The following is a 20,465-nucleotide window of genomic DNA, read 5'->3' as shown; positions in this document are numbered from 1 at the left end:
CGAGAAGGAAGAACGGCACTTCGACAAGCTCAGTGCGAACGGAATCCAGCTTCGTCAAGCCGAACCGGTCTTTGGCGGCAACGGAAACAGCGTAATAAACTGTTCCGCAAGTGCGCGGTCCCCCGATAATTTCAGCGAGCCGGCCGATTCGGCATCCCCGATCGGGCGCCCGCCATAGACGACCGACGCCAGCGTTACAGGGTCGGTATCGAACATTGCGTCCGCCGGGCGCGGATCAGTCCGGCGAATCGCGATCCCTTCCCTGTCCACCTCAGCGACGAATTCGTCCTCGCCGAAGCGGAAGCCGACCGAGCGGTTCACGTCGCCCGAGCGCGACCGGTCGATCATCGTGCGGAAGGACAGCATGATCGATGCGGCGCTGAGCGGGAGAGTGGTATCGTGCCGATGCGATCTGACCGCCCAGCGGCCGAGTTCCTGGATCGCCGTTTCGCTCGCATAGCCCCAGGGGGTGAGGCCATAGACCTGCACCGAGGCGGGCGGCGGCAGCTTTCGACGGGTCAGGATGCCGACCTCCTCCATGCCCTCGAGCCGCTGAGTCAGCACGTTCGCGCTGATCCCGCCGAGCGCCTTCTTCAACTCGCCGAAGCGGCGCGGGCCGAACATGAGTTCGCGCACGATCAGCAGCGACCAGCGCTCGCCTACCAGCTCCATCGCCAGCGCAGTGCCGCAGGCGTCGTCATACCAGCGCTTTTCCGCCTTCTTTCCCAGATCAGTTATTTTTTCTAACTCCATAGTTGCTTTTGATAACTCTCGGCGTCATCATCGTCAAACAGCGATTCGCCGGACACACAGAGGAAAGAATTTGCCATGCCCAAGATGATCTTTGTGAACCTGCCGGTGGCCGACGTCGACCGCTCGGTCGCCTTTTACGAAGCGATCGGCGCGACCAGGGACGAGCGATTCTGCCAGGCGGGCAGCGCCGCGATGCTGAGGTTTTCCGACACGATCAGCCTGATGGTCCTGAGTCATGCCCGTTTCAGCGATTTCACCTCCAAGAGGATCATCGATGCGCGTACCGATTGCGAAGTGCTGATCTGCCTTTCGGAGGATAGCCGCGATGCCGTCGACCAGACCCTTGCCAAGGCGGCTGCCGCCGGCGCTCGGCCCGACCCCGCCCCCGCGCAGGACCTTGGCTTCATGTACGGCCGCAGCTTCGAGGACCCCGATGGCCACAGCATCGAGCTGACCTGGATGGACGTTGACGCTGCGATGGCCGCGATGGCCGGCGGAGACGAACCGGTCGACGCCTGAACAACCGACGCCCCCATAGGATGAGGAGAGAGACGATGAGCTATATTCAGGGTTTCGTGCTCGCGGTGCCGGCCGCCAACAAGCAGGCCTATCTCGACCATGCGACCGGCACGGTGCCGCTTTTCCGCGACTATGGCATGACGCGCATGGTCGAGAATTGGGGTGACGAGGTGCCCGACGGCACGGTCACCGATTTCAGGCGCGCGGTGAAGGCCGGGGACGACGAGGTCGTGCTGTTCAGCTGGGTCGAATGGCCCTCCAAGGAGGCCCATGACACCGGCATGCAGAAGATGATGGATGACCCGCGCATGGCGAAGATGGTCGAGATGCCGTTCGACGGCAAGCGCATGATCTATGGTGGCTTCGCTCCGCTGCTCGACGACGGGACGGGTGGATCGACCGGTTATGTCGACGGCTATCTGGTGCCGGTCCCGGACGGCAAGAAGGGCGCGTATCGCGACATGGCGAGCAAGGCCTCCGCGGTGTTCCGCGACCATGGCGCGACCCGGGTGGTCGAGGCCTGGGGCGACGCCGTGCCCGACGGCACCGTCACCGACTATAAGGGCGCGGTGAAGGCCACAGGCGACGAGAAGGTCGTCTTCTCCTGGGTCGAATGGCCATCGAAGGAAATCCGCGACGCCGGCATGGCCAAGGTGATGGAGGACGAGCGGATGAAGCCGTCCGCCGGTTCGGAAATGCCGTTCGACGGCAAGCGCATGGTCTATGGCGGCTTCGCGCCTATCCTCGACGCGGCCTGAGCCTCGAAACCGCCCCCTCCCCCCTGCCCTCCAAGGAGAGCCACGATGCCCAATCCCGAAGGTACCCCGATCTGGTACGAACTGATGACCACCGACCCGGAGGCGTCAAAGGCATTTTACGACGACGTGATCGGCTGGACGGTGCAGGACAAGCCGGCCGGCGACATGGATTACCGGATGATCGACAGCGGCAATGGCGGCGACCTGGTCGGCGGCGTGATGCGCCTGACCGAGCAGATGACGGCAGGCGGGGGCCGGCCGACCTGGCTCTTCTATATCGGCGTCGACGATGTCGATGCATCGGTCGGGAAGATCAAGGCGGCCGGCGGCAGCGTGCTGATGCCGGCCTGGGACATTCCCGATGTGGGCCGGATCGCGATGGTCGCCGATCCGCAGGGCATCCCCTTCTATATCATGCGCGGCACCTCCGGGGAGAACAGCACCGCCTGGGACCGGATGGGCATGGGCAAATGCAACTGGAACGAGCTGGCCACGCCCGACCAGGCCGGCGCCAATGCCTTTTACGCGACCGTGTTCGGCTGGACCTATCCTGGCAGGATGCCGATGGGCGAGATGGGCGACTATGTGTTCGTGCAGGCGGGCGACCAGACGATCGGCGCGACGATGACGGCACCGGCCGACGGCCCGCCCCCGGCATGGCGCTTCTATTTCCGCGCGCCCGATATCGAGGCGGCGGCGGCCAAGGTCTCGAAGAATGGCGGGACCGTCCATGCCGGCCCGATGGAGGTGCCCGGCGGCGACCGGATCATCGTGGCGAGCGACCCGCACGGCGTGATGTTCGGCGTGGTTGGGCCGGGTCAGCAACAGAACCATTAACAGGCCAATATACGGAGAAAGTGCCATGGCGAAGATCACCCCCTGCCTCTGGTATGACGGCACGGCCGAGGAGGCGGCTGCCTTCTACGCGGCGACCTTCCCCGATTCGCGGGTCGAGGCGGTTCACCGCGCGCCGGCGGACTTCCCCGGCGGGCATCAGGGCGATGTGCTGACCGTCGATTTCACCGTGCTTGGCATGCGGTTCCTCGGCCTCAATGGCGGGCCGGCGTTCACGTTCGACGAGGCGGTGTCCTTCCAGGTCCATACCGACGACCAGGAGGAGACCGACCGCTACTGGAACGCGATCGTCGGCAATGGCGGCGCCGAGAGCGCGTGCGGCTGGTGCAGGGACAAATGGGGCCTGTCCTGGCAGATCACCCCGCGCGTCCTGACCGATGCGATGACCAGCCCCGACCGGGCGGCCGCCGGGCGCGCGATGAAAGCGATGATGACGATGAGGAAGATCGACATCGCGACGATCGAACGGGCGCTGGCCGGAGAGGTCCCGGCATGATCGCCGCGGTCGAGATGGAGAAGAACGCCGCCTGAAAGGGCCGCCAGCCAAAGGATATCCCCATGAGAAAGATCATCGCGGGCGTGTTCCAGTCGCTCGATGGTATCATGCAGTCGCCTGGCGCCCCGGAGGAGGATCCGACCGGCGGCTTCACCCTGGGCGGCTGGGTCGCCATCCCCGGGGACTCGGTGATCGACGCGCATCTCGGCAGCCTGTTCGACCGCGAGTTCGACCTGCTTCTCGGGCGGAACACCTATGACATCTTCGCTGCCTATTGGCCGTATCAGCCGCCCAATCCGATCGGCGACCTGTTCAACGCGGTGACCAAATATGTCGTGACCTCCTCGACCGAACCGCTGGGCTGGGCGAATTCGGTCGCGATCAACGGCGACGTCGCGGCAGGCATCGCCCGGATCAAGGCAAGCGAGGGCCCGGACCTGCTCGTGCAGGGTAGCACCAGGCTCTATCCAGTGTTGCTGGCGGCGGGTCTGCTCGACCGCCTCTCGATCATGACCTTTCCGGTCGTGCTGGGCGGCGGCAAGCGGCTGTTCGCTGACGGCGTGGCACCCGGCACGATGACCCTGGTCGACTCCAAGGTGTCGAGCACCGGCGTGATCATCGCGACCTACGAACCCGCCGGCCCGGTCCGGACAGGTTCCTTCGCGACGCAGGAACCCTCCGCGCCGGAGATCGCTCGCCGGGAGAAGATGGCGCGCGAAGGCTGAGGCCGACACCGCGCTGCCTCTGTCGTATTGCCTGCCATCTTCGCTTTTACGACTGCTCGGCGCGGCGCAGGCGGTCCCTGAACATCTGGACCGCGTCGGCGACGGCGAATCCGTCGATGACCTTGCTCTCCAGTTCGATCTCGATGTCCTGTCCGACCTCAGCCTTTCTGGCGGCGTCCGGAGTCAGTGTTACGACGATGCCCACATCGCTCTCGCGAATATCTTGGACAAGGTCGTATCCGTCCACGCGAAGCGGCCCGGCCTCGATATGGACGCCGTCTAGGCCAAGTCTCAGTTCTTGTTCGTCCGGTTCGTTCGCAAAGTCGAGAATGACATAGTTTGCCGGATCCGATGGGCTGTCGGCGAACGCCAACACCGTCGCATCTCCATCGTCGCTGAAACTAGCTGCCTCGGCAAAAAACACTGTTTTCATGCCCTCAGCTCCGCTGGTTTGGGCTGATTGATCGCATCAATCCGGCCCGAGTGCCTTGCGTCGCAGTTCGCTCGAATAGGAGCAATCGCCCTGCTTGATTTGAGAAATTACTTTATTCTTTTCTGCTATTTGAACCGGAGTGCTAGGTTTGTATGACGCGAGAGTTTCTAGCATATTGGTACATTGGAGTGCTTCTGGATCGTCAATTATAAGCTTCACCAAATCCAACTTCGCGTTCTCATCTCCAATATCCATGGCACCCCTCATATAATTACGCCCCTGCCACGCATCTCCTTTTATCTTGTCGTTGTAGTAAGACATGAAACGATAGCCGCGAGCATCGCGCCCATTAATCGCCTCCTCAGCAAGTTTTTCACAGCCATAGAATATAACAAACGCATTAGAATCTTGAATTTCCCATGCCCTCACCGCAATCAAGCATTGATCCAGGCTTTTTCTCGGGATGGAGGTGAACCACACGAAAATTGTAATCACACAGACCAAAGTTACAACAAGGACAGCCAATACGATCCGTCGGACGATTTTTTTCACCAGTGCCACCCCTCTCGCAACTGGGTAAGTAAGCTCTTGTCTTGGTAAGGAACGCGAATGTTGAGACCAGCCGGCGTTTCTGAACGTCGCCATAACCATTGGCGGGTTTCGGGATTATAGGCCAATCCTAGAAGATCGGAGGGTACCTCGCGGCCATTCTCGAACCTGGCATATCCAGACTTTTCGCCCACGCCGTATCCCTTGGAATAGACCGTCATATCATATCGACGATGCACATCATTGGGCACTGTGACAAACGCCCTGGCTGCGTAGACAATACCTCCCGTCAGCTTTGACAACTCGAGGGCCTCCGGCTGATTCGCGGCGAAGCAACTAGACAGAATGATTGGCGTTCCCTTTTTGTATCCTTTGCGTTGAAGGTCAAGGAATAAGGTGTGAGCACTCATGCCCTGGCCATCGGTACCCCGCGACTTGTCTGAGATTGTGCCCGATTTCGATCCATGTGAATAGATGAGAACCCATCCAGGGGGGCTCCCCATCTCTTTGAGCGCTTTTATAGCCGAGGCATCTTCAGCTGGGCTGAGAAGATTCAGGTAGATATCGGCTGTCCGCGATTCGCCAACGAACGACTTTGGTTTGTCCTGAGTAAATCGACGAGGCGATGCCAAAGTGACGGATGCGGACAATAGTCGCTCCGGAATATCCGGATCGGTGCGACCCTGGATCCAGGCGGTCCCTTCATCATTCGCAACGACCGAAGCCCTTCGTATTCGTGGTGCAATTAGGGCCTTTTCAAATCCCCGCCCGGCAATGGTACCGGAAGTTCGCCGTTGCGAAGCCAAGTCGTCATTGGGGTTCCCGCTGAAGCCCTGCTGCAATCGTACCAGCCTGTCATATTCCTCCGGCGCCACTTTGCCGCGTATCAGCCTCAAATCCTCCTTCGCGAACGCAGCCGGATTCTCCGACGCCATGATGCTCATCATCAGTGACGTCGCGCCGCCCGGCACGACTGGGGTCGGATCGAGATTGACCAGCGCCAGGCCCCGCAGCGCCTGATCGGTAGCCTCGTCGAGATCGCGACGCACGGCAGCCGGGATCTGCGAGATCGAGGTGAAGCCCGACCCAAGCCGCTCGGCAGTCGCCAGCCCGGCTTCGCGCGCGGCGTCAGCCGCCTGTTTGCGGGCACGCGCCTCCAGCGAGGCGCGGTCGTCGAGATCGTCCAGGGCGTAGCGCTTGAGCGCCTCGCTCAAAGGCCCTGCCTCGATCTCCTGCGCGACGGCGGCGCGGCGTTCGGCGGAGAGCACGATGCCTGCCTCTTCGGGCAACAGGCGCTTGTCCACCTCCGCCGCCCCAAAGTTGCGCGCGAGTGGCTCAAGCAATTCCTTATCGACCGCCTGGCGGTCGGCCGGAATCATCGTGTCGCGCATCGACCGGTAGCGGTTGGCCGCCTCGACCGGATCGCGGTCGATCATGCCCTGCACCACGCGTCGCCGGACGCCCGAGACATAGGCCGTCACGCTGCGCTCGATCTCGGACGGATCGACGCCGCGTGCCTCCGATCGTCCAACGATCGAGTCCACGCCGGTTTGAAGATGCTTGTCGAACAGCGCGGGATTATCCGGAGTATCGACCGCATCGTCGGCGGCATTCTGCTCGATCCGCAGGCCTTGCTCGTTCTGGCCGCGCCGCATCGCCTGTTCCGCGCTGCTCAGGGCGCCCGAGAGATCGTAATCGAACCGCTCGGCGATGACATGATCGAACTGGCCGCGCTGGCGATCGTTCTTCAGCCCGCTGCGGATCCAGTCGCGCAGCCCGCCATAATCGCGCGTCATGCTGTCCAGCATGCCCTGCGGGTCGCCCTCGAATCTGCCCAGCGCGTCGGTGCGGATGCTGCGCGCGCCCTCGGCATAGGCATTCCAGGCCTTCTTCACCTGAAGCTCGTCGTCGCGGCCCTGCCGCTGCTGCGTCTCGACCGCGATCTTCTGGCCGGTGTCCGCCAGCTCGCGCATGCCGGCGCCAAGCGCCTGCAGCCCGGCGCCGGAATAGTCGCCGGGCTGGAGTTTCGCATCCGTCACGCCGGCGATGCCGACGCGGTTCTGCTCTGTCGGGACCGTCGGCATGTCAGAGTGCCGATCGCGGAGTGGAGAAAATGACGGTCATGCGCGCCTCCTTGGTTCGAAGGAGGGGTATGACGGGCGGGCGCTATGTTGAATCGACACGCGGCCTTTGGCCGGTTGGGGCATGTCCCGCCGGATCCTGCACGCATCGACGCTCTGTCGCGCCCTCAGGCGAAGGCCGGCGCCCCCTTCAGCTGGGTATAGGCCGCGATCACTTCCTGCAGGATCTTTTCGTGGCTGCGGTCGCCGCCGTTGCGGTCCGGATGATAGCGGCGGACGAGTTCCGCATAGCGCTGGCGCAGGCCGCGGCGGTCGACGTCCAGGGGCAGGCCGAGTATCTTGAGCGAGCGGCGGTCGCTTTCCGACAGCGGCCGTCCGTCCTTGCGCGCCGCCGTCTCCGCCATGCGGCGCTGGAAGCGCGCGCCGATCGCGTCGAGCGGATCGGTAAAGTCGGCCCAGCTCGGCGGGCGATCCGCGCCGCCGGTGGCGAAGGCGCGGGTCTCGCGCTCCCATCCGGCAAAGGGGCGTTGCGCGTCGTGGATCTCGTCGGCACTCATGCCCTGGAAGAAATTATAGCCGGCGTTGAATTCGCGCACATGATCCAGGCAGAACCAGCGATAGGGGCGCGGCCCTTCGAAGTCGTTCGCCGGTCCGTCTGCCGGAGGCGCACGGAATTCGCCCGGAAGCGCGCAGTCCGGATGGGCGCACGCCCGCTCAGCCCCTTCCACGCGACCGTGGAAGCGGGTGCTCGGCCGTTCTTTCTTTTCCCTGTCCCGCGCCACGCGGCTCCCCGAATTCGACAAAGCGGCCTATATAGGGGCCATGACCAATCTCGCCACCGGCCCCGTCGCATCCGAAATCGCAACCCGTCTCGCCGCCGCGCTCAACCCGACGCATCTGGAGGTGGTGAACGACAGCCATCACCATGCCGGGCATATGGGCGATGACGGTACGGGCGAATCGCACTTCACCGTCATCGTCGAAAGCCCGGCCTTTTCCGGCCTGAATCGCGTGCAGCGCCAGCGGCTGGTGAACCAGGCGCTCGCCGATCTGTTGTCCTCGCGAATCCATGCGCTGGCCATCCGGGCACGCGCGCCGGGAGAATAAGCATCATGTACAGGCTCTGGTACTGGCCCTCGATCCAGGGACGCGGCGAGTTCGTCCGGCTGCCGCTTGAGGCCGCAGGCATCGCCTATGAGGATTGCGCGCGCGCGGCGGGCGAAAAGGCGCTGATGGCCGATATGGAGCGGCACGGCGCCGGCGGCCCCTTCGCCCCGCCCTATCTGGAGACGAGGGACGGCACGATCGCCCAGGTCGCCAACATCCTGCTCTATCTCGGCGAGAAGCACGACCTGGTCCCGGCGGCGCAGCGGCACTGGGCCAACCAGATCCAGCTGACCGTCGCCGATCTCATCGCCGAGGTGCACAATGTCCATCATCCGGTGAGCGTGACCGACTATTATCGCGACCAGAAGCCAGAGGCAGCGCGCGCGGCCGGGACGATGCGCGAAGAGCGGCTCCCCAGGTTCCTCGGCCATTTCGAGGCGGCTACCACCGCCCGTGCAGGCGACTGGCTGACCGGCGAGCGGTGGTGCTATGCCGACACCTCGCTGTTCCAGGTCGTCGAAGGGCTGCGCTACATGTTCCCGAAACGCATGGCGGCGATCGAGAGCGATTATCCCGCGCTGATCGCGCTCCACAACCGCGTCGCCGCGCTGCCGGGCATTGGCGCCTATCTGGCGAGCGACCGGCGCATCCCGTTCAACCAGGACGGCATCTTCCGCCACTATCCCGAGCTCGACGCGGCGTGAGCCTGGCCGAACGCCCGGCGGCGCGAATCCTGCTTATGGATCCGGTGGGGCGCGTGCTGCTGTTCCGCTTCGACGCCGCCGATCGCCCGCCCTTCTGGGCGACACCGGGCGGCGCCGTCGATCCGGGCGAGAGCTATGAGGAAGCGGCACGGCGCGAGCTGATCGAGGAGACCGGCATCCATGCCGATCCCGGGCCCGAGCTCTTCAGGCGAGTCGTCGAGTTCGTCACGCTGGAAGGCGTGCCGGTGCTGGCCGACGAGCGCTATTTCCTGATCCGCACCGATGCCGACGGGATCGATACCTCGCGCCACACCGAACTGGAGCGGCGGGTGATGCAGCACTGGCAATGGTTTGACCGCGACGCCATCGCCGCGCACCATGAGCTGATCTACCCCGAGGACCTCGCCGAGATCCTGTCGGGCCTGAACGGAGCCGAACCATGATCGACGATTTCGTCCTGCACACCATCCAGCCGACGACTCACGACCTGGGCGGCTTCAAGGTGCATCGCACCCTGCCGTCGAAACCGCGCACGATGGTCGGCCCGTTCCTGTTCTTCGACCAGATGGGGCCGGCGCATCTCGAGGTCGGCACCGGCATCGACGTGCGGCCGCATCCGCACATCAACCTCGCCACCGTGACCTATCTGTTCGGCGGGGCGATCGACCATCGCGACTCGATCGGCACCTTCGCGACGATCGAGCCGGGCGCGGTGAACCTGATGACCGCCGGGCGCGGCATCGTCCATTCGGAGCGCTCGCCCGCCAGCGAGCGAGCCCAGGGACCGGACCTGTCGGGCATCCAGACCTGGATCGCGCTGCCCGAGGCGAACGAGGAGATGGACCCGGCGTTCGAGCATGTCGCGAAGGCCGACCTGCCGGTGATCGAGACGCCGAACGCGCGCGCGCGGATCATCATGGGCAGCCTGTGGGGCTCGACCGCGCCGACCACCACCTATGCCGGGACGATCTATGCCGACATCGTGCTCGACCCGGGCGGCGAGGTGCCGGTCGACGCCGATGCGGACGAGCGCGCGGTGTATCTCGCGCTGGGCGAGGCGAGCCTCGATGGCGTGCCGCTGGAGCCGATGACTCTCTATGTGCTGAAGCCCGGCGTGGCAACTTCGCTGAAATCGCGCGACGGCGGGCGGGTGATGCTGTGCGGCGGCGATGCCTTTGCGACCCCGCGCCATGTGTGGTGGAATTTCGTCTCGTCGAGCCGCGAACGGATCAACCAGGCCAAGGACGACTGGCAGGCAGGCCGATTCCCCAAGGTGCCCGGGGACGACAAGGAGTTCATCCCGATCCCGGCGATTCCGAAGACCGTGAGCTATCCGTGATTCTGTTCCCCTCCCGCTTGCGGGAGGGTTTAGGGGTGGGCTCGCACTCACCAGCAATGAGCCGTTTGTGGAAGCCGGGAGCCCACCCCCGGCCCCTCCCGCAAGCGGGAGGGGAGTAAAAATGGCCTTCGATCTGCAGCGCATCGACCTTCCAACCGGCGTCGCCCTGGACGTCGCCGTCGCGGGCGACCCGGCGAATCCCGCGATCATCCTGCTCCACGGCTTTCCGGAATCGCATCGCACCTGGCGGCACCAGATCCCCGAGCTGGCGAAGACCCATTTCGTGCTCGCGCCCGACCAGCGCGGTTTCGCGCGGTCGTCAAAGCCGGAAGCGGTCAGCGACTATACGCCCGACAAGATGGTCGGCGACCTGATCGCGCTCGCCGATCATTTCGGCGTCGGGACCTTCACGCTGGTCGGCCATGACTGGGGCGGCGCGATCGCGTGGATGGCAGCGCTGACCCGGCCCGACCGGGTCGCGAAGCTGATCATCGTCAACGCGCCGCATCCGTTCGTCTTCCAGCGGTCAATGTTCGACGATCCCGCGCAGCGCGAGGCGAGCCAGTATATCCGCGCCTTCCGCAACCCGGATTTCGAGAAGCATATCGACGCGATCGGCCTGTCGGCATTCTTTGACGGCAGCTTCATGCGCCATACCGATTTCGAAAACGTCGCGGCGGAGAAACCGACCTATCTCGACCAATGGGGTCAGCCGGGCGCGATGACAGCGATGCTCAACTGGTACCGCGCCAGCGCGATCATCGTGCCCGAGATCGGCGAGGACGCCGAACGCCCGGCATTCCTGAGCGCGCCCTTCCCGCCGATCAGGCAGCCGACGCTGGTGATCTGGGGCGTGCAGGACAAGGCATTGCTGCCGAGCCAGCTCGAGGGGCTCGAGACGCTGGTGCCCGACATGACGCTGGTGAAAGTCGATGCCGGGCATTTCGTGCCATGGGAAGCGCCCGACGCAGTGACTGACGCGATTCGCGACTGGCTGGGTTAATCCTTCAATTCTTCTCCTCCCGGGGAAGGATTCAGGTCAGTTCCGAGACCGGTTCCACCCATGCGCCATGGGCCTGGACGTCGGCGAGGATCATCGGCTCGGCGTGATTCGGCCAGCTCTGGACCCAGACCTGCTGCTTTGCCGCGACCCGGTTGGGTTCCATGCGGACCCAGGCCAGCGGGCGCTCCGCCGTCGCCTGCGCCGCCGCGGCGGCCATTGCCGCCTCGATCCGCGCCTGACGCTCCTCCCCGAGATATTGCCAGACCACCGAATGCATCAGCACGCGTGTCTCGCCGGCCGGCTGGGGTTCGGCGAGGCGGGCCTCGACCCAGTCGGCCGCATCGCCCTGCACGATATCGACCGGTCTTTCGGCGATCATCGTGATGGCGCGGGTCAGGCGTTCGAGCCGGTCGGGATTGTCAGCCCATATATAGGCCCGGAGCCGATCGGCGGCGGCCGGATCGCTTACGTCGATCGGCTGGATCTCGACCCCGCGAACCGAGACGATGTCGAGCGGGACATCAGGTGGCGGCGCCCCGCGCCATTCCGGCCTGATCGTGACGGTCGAGTCGGCCGGGCCGAACATCACCCCGCCCAGATCGAAGCGGAAACGGTCGATCAGCAGGTTGAGCCCGGCGCTTGACCCGATCTCCAGCAGTTCAAGCCTCGGGCCATGGCGACGCGCGACCTCGATCAGGCCGGTCATCAGCGCAGCCGAACGGCCCGCCTCGTTGGTCTGGGGCGGGCCGTCGAGCCAAGGATAGATCGCGTCGTCATGCGCCACGAAGGTGTCGGCGAGAACCTGCCGCACTGCTTCCGACTCGGTTATCGTGCCGGCGAACACTCGCGACAGGGCAGGATCCCTGCCCTGCAGATCGAGCGCGTGAAGCCCGCCGACCAGCCGGAGCGGCAGCGCGTCTGTGGTCGGCTCGCCCGGCCAGTCGAGTACGCGGGCGCCGGTTCGGGTATCGCGATTCAGGCACAGGGAGAGAGCGGCGCAGATTCGCGCAGTGATCGGCGCGCCCATCACGGTACAGAAATGTTCCTGGATCAGGAACGCGCCGCGGACATTCTGCTCGGTCATAGGGCCTCCTTGCCGCGTCTGTTGCGCCCGCGAGGGGCCGCAAGTAAAGCCCCGCTCACTCATGGCCGATCCGATCATCATCGCCGTCCCCAAAGGGCGCATCCTTACCGAGGCCGTGCCGCTGCTCGAGCGTGCCGGAATCTCGCCCGAGGCGGCCTTCGCCGACGAGGACAGCCGCGCGCTGCGCTTCTCCACCAGCAACCCCGGCATCGACCTGATCCGGGTGCGCGCGTTCGACGTGGCGACCTTCGTCGCGCATGGGGCCGCGCAACTGGGTATCGTGGGCTCCGACGTGCTGGCCGAGTTCGACTATTCGGAACTCTACGCCCCTGTCGACCTGGGTATCGGCCATTGCCGGCTGTCGGTCGCCGAACCAGCCGACATGGCGGCGGGCGACGATCCGCGCGGCTGGAGCCATGTGCGGATCGCGACCAAATATCCGCATGTCACGCGCCAGCATTTCGAGGCGCGCGGCGTTCAGGCCGAGTGCGTCAAGCTCAACGGCGCGATGGAACTGGCGCCGACGCTGGGGCTGGCGCCGCGGATCGTCGACCTGGTGTCGTCGGGCAAGACGCTGAAGGAGAATGGCCTGGTCGAGGTCGAGGTGATCGCCGAGGTCACGTCGCGGCTGATCGTCAACCGGGCTGCGTTCAAGACCCGGGCCGAGGTGGTGCCGCTGGTGGATGCATTCCGTCGGGCCGTGGAGATGCGCGATGCTGGTTGAGCGTTCTTGTCTCCCCTCCCCTTCAGGGGAGGGGCCGGGGGTGGGGCATTCCCGCAAATGCCATCGTCACTGGTCGGCGGCGTCCCCCACCCCAACCCGTCCCCTGAAGGGGAGGGGCTTTTAGATGATACGCCTTTCCACTTCCGCCCCCGATTTCGAGCGGGATTTCGCTGCGCTCGTCAATGCGCGGCGCGAAGCCGATGCCGATGTGGCGCGCGATGTGCGTGCCATCGTCGCCAGCGTGCGGGACGAGGGCGACGCTGCGCTTCACGCCTTCACCAAGAAGTTCGACCGGCACGATCTCGACGAGACCGGCTGGCGGATCGACAAGGCCGACTGGCTCGTGGCGCTCGACGGGCTTGATCCCGATCTGCGCGCCGCGCTGGAACTCGCGGCCGAACGCATCGCCATCTATCACCTCAAACAAAAGCCCGAGGACAGCGACACGACCGACTCGGCCGGCGTCAGGCTCGGCGCACGGTGGAATGCGATCCAGAACGCCGGCATCTATATCCCGGGTGGCCGGGCGGCCTATCCCTCTTCGGTGCTGATGAACGCGATCCCGGCCAAGGTCGCCGGGGTCGAACGACTGGTGATGGTGACGCCGACCCCCGACGGCGAGATCAACCCGCTGGTGCTGGCCGCCGCGCATATCGCCGGCGTGGACGAGATCTGGCGGATCGGCGGCGCGCAGGCGATCGCCGCGCTTGCCTATGGCACCGGGCGCGTCGCGCCGGTCGATGTCATCACCGGCCCCGGCAATGCCTGGGTCGCCGAGGCAAAGCGCCAGCTCTACGGCGTGGTCGGCATCGACATGGTGGCCGGGCCGAGCGAGATCGTGGTGGTCGCCGACGGCAGGAACGACCCCGACTGGATCGCCGCCGACCTGCTGAGCCAGGCCGAGCATGACCCGACCAGCCAGTCGATCCTGTTCACTGACGATGCCGATTTCGGCAACGCCGTCGCGGAGGCCGTGGACGCGCAGATCGCCCAGCTTTCAACGGCGAAGGTGACGCGCGAGAGCTGGGATGCGAACGGCGCGATCATCGTCACCGCCGACCTGTTCGAGGCGATCCCCCTTGTCGACCGGCTGGCGCCCGAACATCTCGAGCTTGCGTGCAACGATCCTCAGACGCTGTTCGACCGGGTCCGCCATGCCGGATCGGTGTTCATGGGCCGTCATACGCCCGAGGCGATCGGCGATTATGTCGCCGGTCCCAACCATGTCCTCCCGACCGGCAGGCGCGCGCGCTTCGCCTCCGGCCTGTCGGTGCTCGACTTCATGAAGCGCACCAGCTTCCTCCAGCTCGACGCCGCTGCGCTGAGCGCCATCGGCCCGGCGGCCGTGGCGCTGGCCGAGGCGGAAGGGCTCCCTGCCCATGCGAAATCAGTGGCGCTCCGCCTCGCGGGCGACCAGACGGAATTGACATTATGAGCCGAACCTCAGCCCGTTCCACGGCGCGCGCCGCCGCCAGGCTTGCCGCGACCCAGGCACTCTACCAGCACGAGATGGAGGGCACCGCGGTCGCGGCACTGCTCCACGAATTCCACCAGCATCGGCTGGGCGCGACGATCGAGGACGCCGAATATGCCGAGGCCGAGGTCGATTTCTTCGACGATCTCGTGAAGGGCACGGTCGCGCGCCAGAGCGAGATCGACTCGGCGATTTCCGGCAAGCTGGCCAAGGGCTGGGCGCTCGAGCGGCTCGACCGGTCGATGCGCGCGATCCTGCGTGCCGGGACCTATGAACTGCTGGCGCGGATGGACGTGCCGGTGGCAACGGTCATCACTGAATATGTCGATGTGGCGCATGCCTTTTTCGACAAGCGCGAGGCGGGGTTCGTGAACGGGTTGCTCGATGCGATCGCGAAGGATGTTCGGAGTTAAGAGCGCCGGGTGTGTCCTTCATAGCCCCTCCCCTTCAGGGGAGGGGTTGGGGTGGGGCAGTCCCGCAGCCGCCATCATTCGTGGCTGGCGGCGTCCCCCACCCCTAACCCCTCCCCTGAAGGGGAGGGGAATTTAAGTGAACGAAGCCGAGTTCCTTGCTGCCCTGCGCGCCCTGCCGCTGCATCCGGCGGCGCGCGGTTTGCTCGACGATACCGCGCTGCTCGACGCGCGGGGCCCGCTGGTTCTGACCAGCGACACCATCGTCGAGGGCATCCACTTCCTCTCCACCGACCCGGCCGGGGACGTCGCCTGGAAACTCGGCGCGGTGAATCTGTCCGATCTTGCCGCCAAGGGCGCGCTGCCTTTGGGGATGATGCTCAACTATACGCTAGCCGGCGATTCCGCCTGGGATGCGGGCTTCATCGAAGGGCTGCGGCAGTTCGAATGCGCCCTGATCGGCGGGGACACGGTATCGCTGCCGTCCGGCGCGCCGCGTGTGCTGACACTGACCGCGTTCGGCAGCGACGCCGCCGCACCGCCGCGCTCCGGCGCGCGGGCCGGTGATGCGCTTTATGTCACCGGCACGATTGGGGATGCCGGTGCGGGGCTTTCCATCGCGCAGGGCATGTCGGGCCCGGCGGAGCTGCTTGCCGCCTATCGCCGGCCCATGCCGCGCATCGCCGACGGTCGGGCGCTAGCCCCTCTCGTCCACGCGATGATGGACGTATCCGACGGGCTGCTGATCGATGGCGCTCGCATGGCCGAGGCAAGCGGGCTGGCGCTTGAAATAGACCTGGCCGCCGTCCCGCTGTCCCCGGCCTATCGCGGCTTCGTCGGCGACGACCGCGACGCACGCATTGCCGCCGCAACCGCCGGTGACGACTATCAGCTGTTGTTTGCGGCACCGCCCCGCTTTGCGCTGCCCGTCCACGCCACCCGTATCGGCAGCTTTTCACCCGGTGCCGGACTTTACCTCATGGATGGCGCCGAAGCGGTGGCATTACCAGTACGACTCGGCTTCGAGCACGCCGCCTGACCGGCTTGCGCTCCCGTCGAGCGCCTCTATACCTTTCGCCTAAATGTCGATGACACAGGTCTCAAAGACCTGGCGGGGGCACCACTAGGGGAAGGATAAACATGACAATTGTTTATGCGGCCATGATCTGCGGCCTGATTGCCGTACTTTATGGTATCATTACCAGTCGCCAGATTCTTGCCGCGAGCGCCGGCAACGAAAAGATGCAGGACATCGCGGCAGCCATCGCGGAAGGCGCCAAAGCCTATCTCGGCCGGCAATATCGCACCATTGCGATCGTCGGTGTCGTCGTCGCCGTCCTGGTCGGCTATTTCCTCGGCATCATCTCGGCCGTCGCCTTCGCGATCGGCGCGATCCTCTCGGGCGTGACCGGCTTCATCGGCATGAACGTGTCGGTGAAGGCCAATGTCCGCACCGCGGAGGCAGCGCGCACGTCGCTGCAGGGCGGCCTGACCATGGCGTTCCGCTCGGGCGCGGTCACCGGCATGCTCGTCGCTGGCCTAGGCCTGCTCTCCATCAGCGGGCTGTTCTGGTATCTGATCGCACAGGGCCATTACGACCTGGCGGTGCAGGCCGATCGCCGCGTGGTGGTCGACTCGCTCGTGGCCCTCGCGTTCGGCGCCTCGCTTATCTCCATCTTCGCGCGTCTCGGCGGCGGCATCTTCACCAAGGCCGCCGATGTCGGCGCCGACCTGGTCGGCAAGGTCGAGGCCGGCATCCCGGAGGACGACCCCCGCAACCCGGCGACCATCGCCGATAACGTCGGCGACAATGTCGGCGACTGTGCCGGCATGGCGGCCGACCTGTTCGAGACCTATGTCGTCACCATCGGCGTCACCATGGCCTCGATCGCGCTGCTGCTGCCGAACGCCGACCATCTGTTCCAGCTGATGACCCTGCCGCTGCTCGTCGGGGGCGTCTGCGTCATCACCTCGATCATCGGCACCTATATGGTGCGGCTGGGCGGCGGCGAGTCGATCATGGGCGCGCTCTACAAGGGCTTCTGGACCACGGTCGTGCTCTCGATCCCGGCGATCTATTTCGCGACCCAATATGTGCTGGGCGACATGCACACCCGCATCGGCGGTGGCTCGTTCCTCGATGCAGGCGCCGAGGTTTCGACCGGCTTCACCGGCATGGCGCTGTTCTGGTGCATGATGATCGGCCTCGCGCTCACCGGCGCGCTGGTGTGGATCACCGAATATTATACCGGCACCAACTATCGCCCGGTCCGCTCGATCGCCAAGGCGTCCGAGACCGGGCACGGCACCAACGTCATTCAGGGCCTGGCCGTCAGCCTGGAGAGCCCGGCGCTGCCGACCATCGTCATCTCGGTGGCCGTTATCGCGAGCTACCAGCTTGCCGGCATCATCGGCATCGCCTTCGGCGCGACCGCGATGCTGGCGCTGGCCGGCATGGTCGTCGCGCTCGACGCCTATGGCCCGGTCACCGACAATGCGGGCGGCATCGCCGAAATGGCGGGCCTGCCCGAGGATGTCCGCCACCGCACCGACGCGCTCGACGCAGTGGGCAACACGACCAAGGCAGTGACCAAGGGCTATGCCATCGGCTCCGCGGCGCTCGCGGCGCTGGTGCTGTTCGGCGCGTACACGACCGATCTGGGCATCTATTTCCCGGATCTCGCGGTCGATTTCTCGCTGAGCAATCCGTACGTCATCGTCGGCCTGTTGCTCGGCGCGCTGCTGCCGTTCAGCTTCGGCGCGTTCGGCATGACCGCGGTTGGCCGTGCGGCTGGATCAGTCGTCGAGGACGTCCGCGCCCAGTTCCGCGACAATCCGGGCATCATGGCCGGCACCAGCCGCCCCAACTATGCCCGCACCGTCGACCTCGTCACCAAGGCGGCGATCAAGGAAATGATCATTCCGTCGCTGCTGCCGGTGCTGACCCCGATCGTGGTGTATTTCATCATCACGGCGGTGGCCGGCCAGGCGAGCGGCTTCGCGGCGCTCGGCGCGCTGCTGCTCGGCGTGATCGTGTCGGGCCTGTTCGTCGCCATCTCGATGACATCGGGCGGCGGCGCCTGGGACAATGCCAAGAAATATATCGAGGACGGCCATCACGGCGGCAAGGGCAGCGAAGCCCATAAGGCAGCGGTGACCGGCGACACGGTGGGCGATCCCTACAAGGACACCGCCGGCCCGGCGGTGAACCCGATGATCAAGATCACCAACATCGTCGCCCTGCTGCTGCTCGCGGCGCTGGCGCACGCGGCCGGCTGATCGCTTCCTTCGGGAGGCTTCGTTCTCCCATCACCTCCAAGGCCCCGTCCGGCACCGTCCGGGCGGGGTCTTTTTGTGCCGTCGACAGTCCGAAATCTCCATTTCGGTGCGAATCCGTCGACCCTGCTCGCTTTCCCCGGCGACGATGCTCGCCTAAAAAGCTGGTCGAGGGGTATCGGGGGATGATCATGCGAGCTGTAGTGCTGGGCGCGGGCGCCCTTCTCTTGTCCGGATCGGCGGCGATCGCGCAGCAGGCGGCCCCGCCCGTTGTCGCGGCGGCCACGCCGGCGGACGCCCCCATTCCAGCGGAGCTGTTCGGGCGGCTGCCCTTCATGGAAGCGCCGCAATTGTCGCCCGACGGCACCAGGGCCGCTGCCCGCCTGGCAGTGAACGGAACGCAGCGGCTGGCGATCATCCCGCTCGATGATTCGAGCAAGATGGTTCAGATCAACCAGGGCGAGATCGACCTCAACAGCTGGACCTGGGTGAACGACAGCTGGCTGGTCGCGCGGATCGGAACGAACACCCCGGTCCAGGGCGACACCTGGTACGTGCGGCGTGCGATCGGCATCAGCGCCGACGGCAAGAAAATGCAGGTGCTGGGCAAGCAGGACGCGGCGCAGGGCGCCGACGACATCCTGTGGATCGCCCGCGACGGAACACCGCATGTCCTGCTTGCGATGCAGACCTCGATCTATTCGGACCGCCCCGGTTTCTGGCCCGAGGTGCGCGATTTCGACGTGTCGACCGGCAAGGGAAAACGCGTCCTGGCGCCATCGACCGACGTGATGGACTGGTATGCCGACAGCACCGGCACCGTCCGGCTCGGCATCGCCTATATCGATTCGACGCGCACCTCCAAGATGCTCTATCGCGACCGGAACGACCAGACCTTCCGTACGGTCAACAAGGTGCGCGGGCCCGGCGCGTCGCTGGGCAACGTGCCGGCGATGTTCCTGCCCGAGCCGGGCAAGGCGATCGCCTATGACGACGCGGGCGGGTTCAACGCGCTCTACAATCTCGATCTCGCATCGTTGAAGACCGGCGAGAAACTGTTCGGCGTTCCCGGCTACGACATCGACAACCTGATCACCGGCGACGGCGGCACTCGCCTGATCGGCGTGCGCTATACCGACACACGCACCCGCACGCGTTGGTTCGATCCCGCACTGGCCGATATCCAGGCGAAGATCGACCAGGCGGTCGGCACGCGCCGGGCGCAGATCAAATCCTGGAGCCGCGATTTCAAGGTCCTGATCGTGCTGGTCGACAGCCCCGACAATCCGGGCACCTATTACGTCTTCCGCCAGGACGAGGGCGTGATGCACGTCTTCGCCTCAGTCAACGAGGGGCTGGGGCGAAAGGCGTACGGCCCGGTCAACTCGATCCGCTACAAGGCGCGCGACGGACTGGAGATCGAGGCGATCCTGACCCGACCCAAAGGCGGGACGGGTAAGAACCTGCCGCTGATCGTGATGCCGCATGGCGGCCCGTTCGCGCGCGACGACGAGAGCTGGGACTGGTGGGCGCAGTTCCTCGCCAGTCGCGGCTATGCGGTGATCCAGCCCAATTACCGGGGATCGTCGGGCTATGGCACCGCCTTTTCGGAGAAGGGCAACGGCCAATGGGGCCTGGCCATGCAGGACGACCTGATCGACGCGATCAAATGGGCAGCGAAGGAAGGCATCGCCGATCCCAAGCGCGTGTGCATCGTCGGCGGATCCTATGGCGGCTATGCGGCGCTTCGCGCGGCGCAGCGCGACCATGGCACCTATCGCTGCGCTGTGTCATATGCCGGCGTATCGGACATGGCGGCGATCCTGCGCCACGACGCCAGCTTCCTGAACGGCGGGCGCAGCAAGGATTACTGGCGCAGCCAGGCGACCGACCTGAAAGGCGCCTCCCCGATCAACTTCGCCGCCGATTTCTCGATTCCGGTGCTGGTCATGCACGGCAAGGTGGATGCCCGGGTACCGGTCAAGCAATCGCGCGAGATGGTCGAGAAGCTCAAGGCAGCCGGCAAGACCTATCGCTATATCGAGCAGCCCCTGGGCGACCATCACTTCTCACGCGAGGCCGACCGCATCCAGTTCCTGAAGGAAATGGAAGCGTTCCTGAAGGAGTATAACCCGGCGTGACGGCGCAACCATGCGCTGCCCGGCGGGCGGGACA

22 protein-coding genes and 1 pseudogene are annotated in these 20,465 nt (G+C 65.3%); 17 read left to right on the top strand and 6 right to left on the bottom strand.

Annotation, left to right across the window (positions count from 1 at the left end):
• Window positions 1–54: 54 nt before the first annotated feature.
• Window positions 55–753, bottom strand: a complete 699-nt coding sequence (locus P0Y59_21395) for a winged helix-turn-helix transcriptional regulator (GenBank protein WEJ99439.1) — start codon at window positions 751–753, stop codon at window positions 55–57.
• 75 nt (window positions 754–828) lie between these two features.
• Between P0Y59_21395 and P0Y59_21390 the strand changes: the two genes are divergently transcribed.
• The 6 genes and pseudogenes from P0Y59_21390 to P0Y59_21365 all read left to right on the top strand — a co-directional run bounded on the left by P0Y59_21390 (window position 829) and on the right by P0Y59_21365 (window position 4,106).
• Window positions 829–1,272 (top strand): lactoylglutathione lyase, encoded by a 444-nt coding sequence (locus P0Y59_21390; protein WEJ99438.1) that lies wholly within the window; start codon window positions 829–831, stop codon window positions 1,270–1,272.
• 35 nt (window positions 1,273–1,307) lie between these two features.
• Window positions 1,308–1,655, top strand: a pseudogene (locus tag P0Y59_21385) (DUF1428 family protein).
• The gene (locus P0Y59_21380) at window positions 1,644–2,030 is read left to right on the top strand and encodes a DUF1428 domain-containing protein (protein WEK02649.1); all 387 of its coding nucleotides are present in this window, start codon (window positions 1,644–1,646) and stop codon (window positions 2,028–2,030) included. The pseudogene P0Y59_21385 and the gene P0Y59_21380 overlap by 12 nt, the downstream one beginning before the upstream one ends.
• A 45-nt stretch (window positions 2,031–2,075) precedes the next feature.
• Window positions 2,076–2,867 carry a VOC family protein gene (locus P0Y59_21375; GenBank protein WEJ99437.1) on the top strand — a complete coding sequence of 264 codons (792 nt, stop codon included), beginning with the start codon at window positions 2,076–2,078 and terminating at the stop codon, window positions 2,865–2,867.
• A gap of 25 nt (window positions 2,868–2,892) precedes the next feature.
• On the top strand, window positions 2,893–3,381 hold the full coding sequence (locus P0Y59_21370) for a VOC family protein (GenBank protein ID WEJ99436.1): 489 nt from the start codon (window positions 2,893–2,895) through the stop codon (window positions 3,379–3,381).
• A gap of 62 nt (window positions 3,382–3,443) precedes the next feature.
• Window positions 3,444–4,106 carry a dihydrofolate reductase family protein gene (locus tag P0Y59_21365; protein ID WEJ99435.1) on the top strand — a complete coding sequence of 221 codons (663 nt, stop codon included), beginning with the start codon at window positions 3,444–3,446 and terminating at the stop codon, window positions 4,104–4,106.
• 46 nt (window positions 4,107–4,152) lie between these two features.
• Here the strand turns inward: P0Y59_21365 and P0Y59_21360 are convergent, their stop codons facing one another.
• The 4 genes from P0Y59_21360 to P0Y59_21345 all read right to left on the bottom strand — a co-directional run bounded on the left by P0Y59_21360 (window position 4,153) and on the right by P0Y59_21345 (window position 7,951).
• Entirely contained in the window at window positions 4,153–4,539 is a 387-nt protein-coding gene (locus P0Y59_21360) for a hypothetical protein (protein ID WEJ99434.1), read from the bottom strand.
• Window positions 4,540–4,575: 36 nt separating this feature from the next.
• A complete protein-coding gene (locus P0Y59_21355) occupies window positions 4,576–5,091 on the bottom strand; it encodes a hypothetical protein (GenBank protein ID WEJ99433.1) in 516 nt (171 codons plus the stop codon).
• Window positions 5,088–7,172 (bottom strand): hypothetical protein, encoded by a 2,085-nt coding sequence (locus P0Y59_21350; GenBank protein WEJ99432.1) that lies wholly within the window; start codon window positions 7,170–7,172, stop codon window positions 5,088–5,090. Before P0Y59_21350 ends, P0Y59_21355 begins: the two co-directional genes overlap by 4 nt.
• 164 nt (window positions 7,173–7,336) lie before the next feature.
• Complete coding sequence (locus tag P0Y59_21345) at window positions 7,337–7,951, bottom strand: J domain-containing protein (protein WEK02648.1); 615 nt, start codon at window positions 7,949–7,951, stop codon at window positions 7,337–7,339.
• A 40-nt stretch (window positions 7,952–7,991) separates the two neighbouring features.
• Here P0Y59_21345 and P0Y59_21340 point away from each other — a divergent pair, with 40 nt between their 5' ends.
• The 5 genes from P0Y59_21340 (at window position 7,992) to P0Y59_21320 (ending at window position 11,322) form a co-directional block, all read left to right on the top strand.
• Window positions 7,992–8,276, top strand: a complete 285-nt coding sequence (locus P0Y59_21340) for a BolA family transcriptional regulator (GenBank protein WEJ99431.1) — start codon at window positions 7,992–7,994, stop codon at window positions 8,274–8,276.
• A gap of 2 nt (window positions 8,277–8,278) precedes the next feature.
• Window positions 8,279–8,980: a glutathione S-transferase gene (locus P0Y59_21335; protein ID WEK02647.1), complete on the top strand. Its 702-nt coding sequence runs from the start codon at window positions 8,279–8,281 to the stop codon at window positions 8,978–8,980.
• Entirely contained in the window at window positions 8,977–9,423 is a 447-nt protein-coding gene (locus tag P0Y59_21330) for an NUDIX domain-containing protein (protein ID WEJ99430.1), read from the top strand. The genes P0Y59_21335 and P0Y59_21330 overlap by 4 nt, the downstream gene beginning before the upstream one ends.
• A complete protein-coding gene (locus P0Y59_21325) occupies window positions 9,420–10,319 on the top strand; it encodes a pirin family protein (GenBank protein ID WEJ99429.1) in 900 nt (299 codons plus the stop codon). Before P0Y59_21330 ends, P0Y59_21325 begins: the two co-directional genes overlap by 4 nt.
• A 121-nt stretch (window positions 10,320–10,440) precedes the next feature.
• Window positions 10,441–11,322, top strand: coding sequence for an alpha/beta hydrolase (locus tag P0Y59_21320; GenBank protein WEJ99428.1), 882 nt, complete (start codon window positions 10,441–10,443; stop codon window positions 11,320–11,322).
• A gap of 31 nt (window positions 11,323–11,353) precedes the next feature.
• Here the strand turns inward: P0Y59_21320 and P0Y59_21315 are convergent, their stop codons facing one another.
• Window positions 11,354–12,406 carry a DUF2332 family protein gene (locus P0Y59_21315; protein WEJ99427.1) on the bottom strand — a complete coding sequence of 351 codons (1,053 nt, stop codon included), beginning with the start codon at window positions 12,404–12,406 and terminating at the stop codon, window positions 11,354–11,356.
• A 61-nt stretch (window positions 12,407–12,467) separates the two neighbouring features.
• On the opposite strand from P0Y59_21315, the gene hisG reads away from it, so the two are divergent.
• The 6 genes from hisG to P0Y59_21285 all read left to right on the top strand — a co-directional run bounded on the left by hisG (window position 12,468) and on the right by P0Y59_21285 (window position 20,431).
• Complete coding sequence (gene hisG, locus P0Y59_21310) at window positions 12,468–13,130, top strand: ATP phosphoribosyltransferase (protein ID WEJ99426.1); 663 nt, start codon at window positions 12,468–12,470, stop codon at window positions 13,128–13,130.
• A 124-nt stretch (window positions 13,131–13,254) separates the two neighbouring features.
• Window positions 13,255–14,565: a histidinol dehydrogenase gene (gene hisD / locus P0Y59_21305; GenBank protein ID WEJ99425.1), complete on the top strand. Its 1,311-nt coding sequence runs from the start codon at window positions 13,255–13,257 to the stop codon at window positions 14,563–14,565.
• The gene (nusB, locus tag P0Y59_21300) at window positions 14,562–15,017 is read left to right on the top strand and encodes a transcription antitermination factor NusB (protein WEJ99424.1); all 456 of its coding nucleotides are present in this window, start codon (window positions 14,562–14,564) and stop codon (window positions 15,015–15,017) included. Before hisD ends, nusB begins: the two co-directional genes overlap by 4 nt.
• Before the next feature lie 136 nt (window positions 15,018–15,153).
• Window positions 15,154–16,053 carry a thiamine-phosphate kinase gene (thiL, locus tag P0Y59_21295; GenBank protein ID WEJ99423.1) on the top strand — a complete coding sequence of 300 codons (900 nt, stop codon included), beginning with the start codon at window positions 15,154–15,156 and terminating at the stop codon, window positions 16,051–16,053.
• A 101-nt stretch (window positions 16,054–16,154) separates the two neighbouring features.
• A complete protein-coding gene (locus tag P0Y59_21290; GenBank protein WEJ99422.1) occupies window positions 16,155–18,293 on the top strand; it encodes a sodium-translocating pyrophosphatase in 2,139 nt (712 codons plus the stop codon).
• A gap of 182 nt (window positions 18,294–18,475) precedes the next feature.
• A complete protein-coding gene (locus tag P0Y59_21285; GenBank protein WEJ99421.1) occupies window positions 18,476–20,431 on the top strand; it encodes a S9 family peptidase in 1,956 nt (651 codons plus the stop codon).
• The last annotated feature ends 34 nt before the right edge of the window (window positions 20,432–20,465 follow it).

The organism is Candidatus Sphingomonas phytovorans (genome assembly GCA_029202385.1).
GTDB lineage: Bacteria > Pseudomonadota > Alphaproteobacteria > Sphingomonadales > Sphingomonadaceae > Sphingomonas > Sphingomonas phytovorans.
This window is presented reverse-complemented; position numbering and strand designations above follow the sequence as displayed.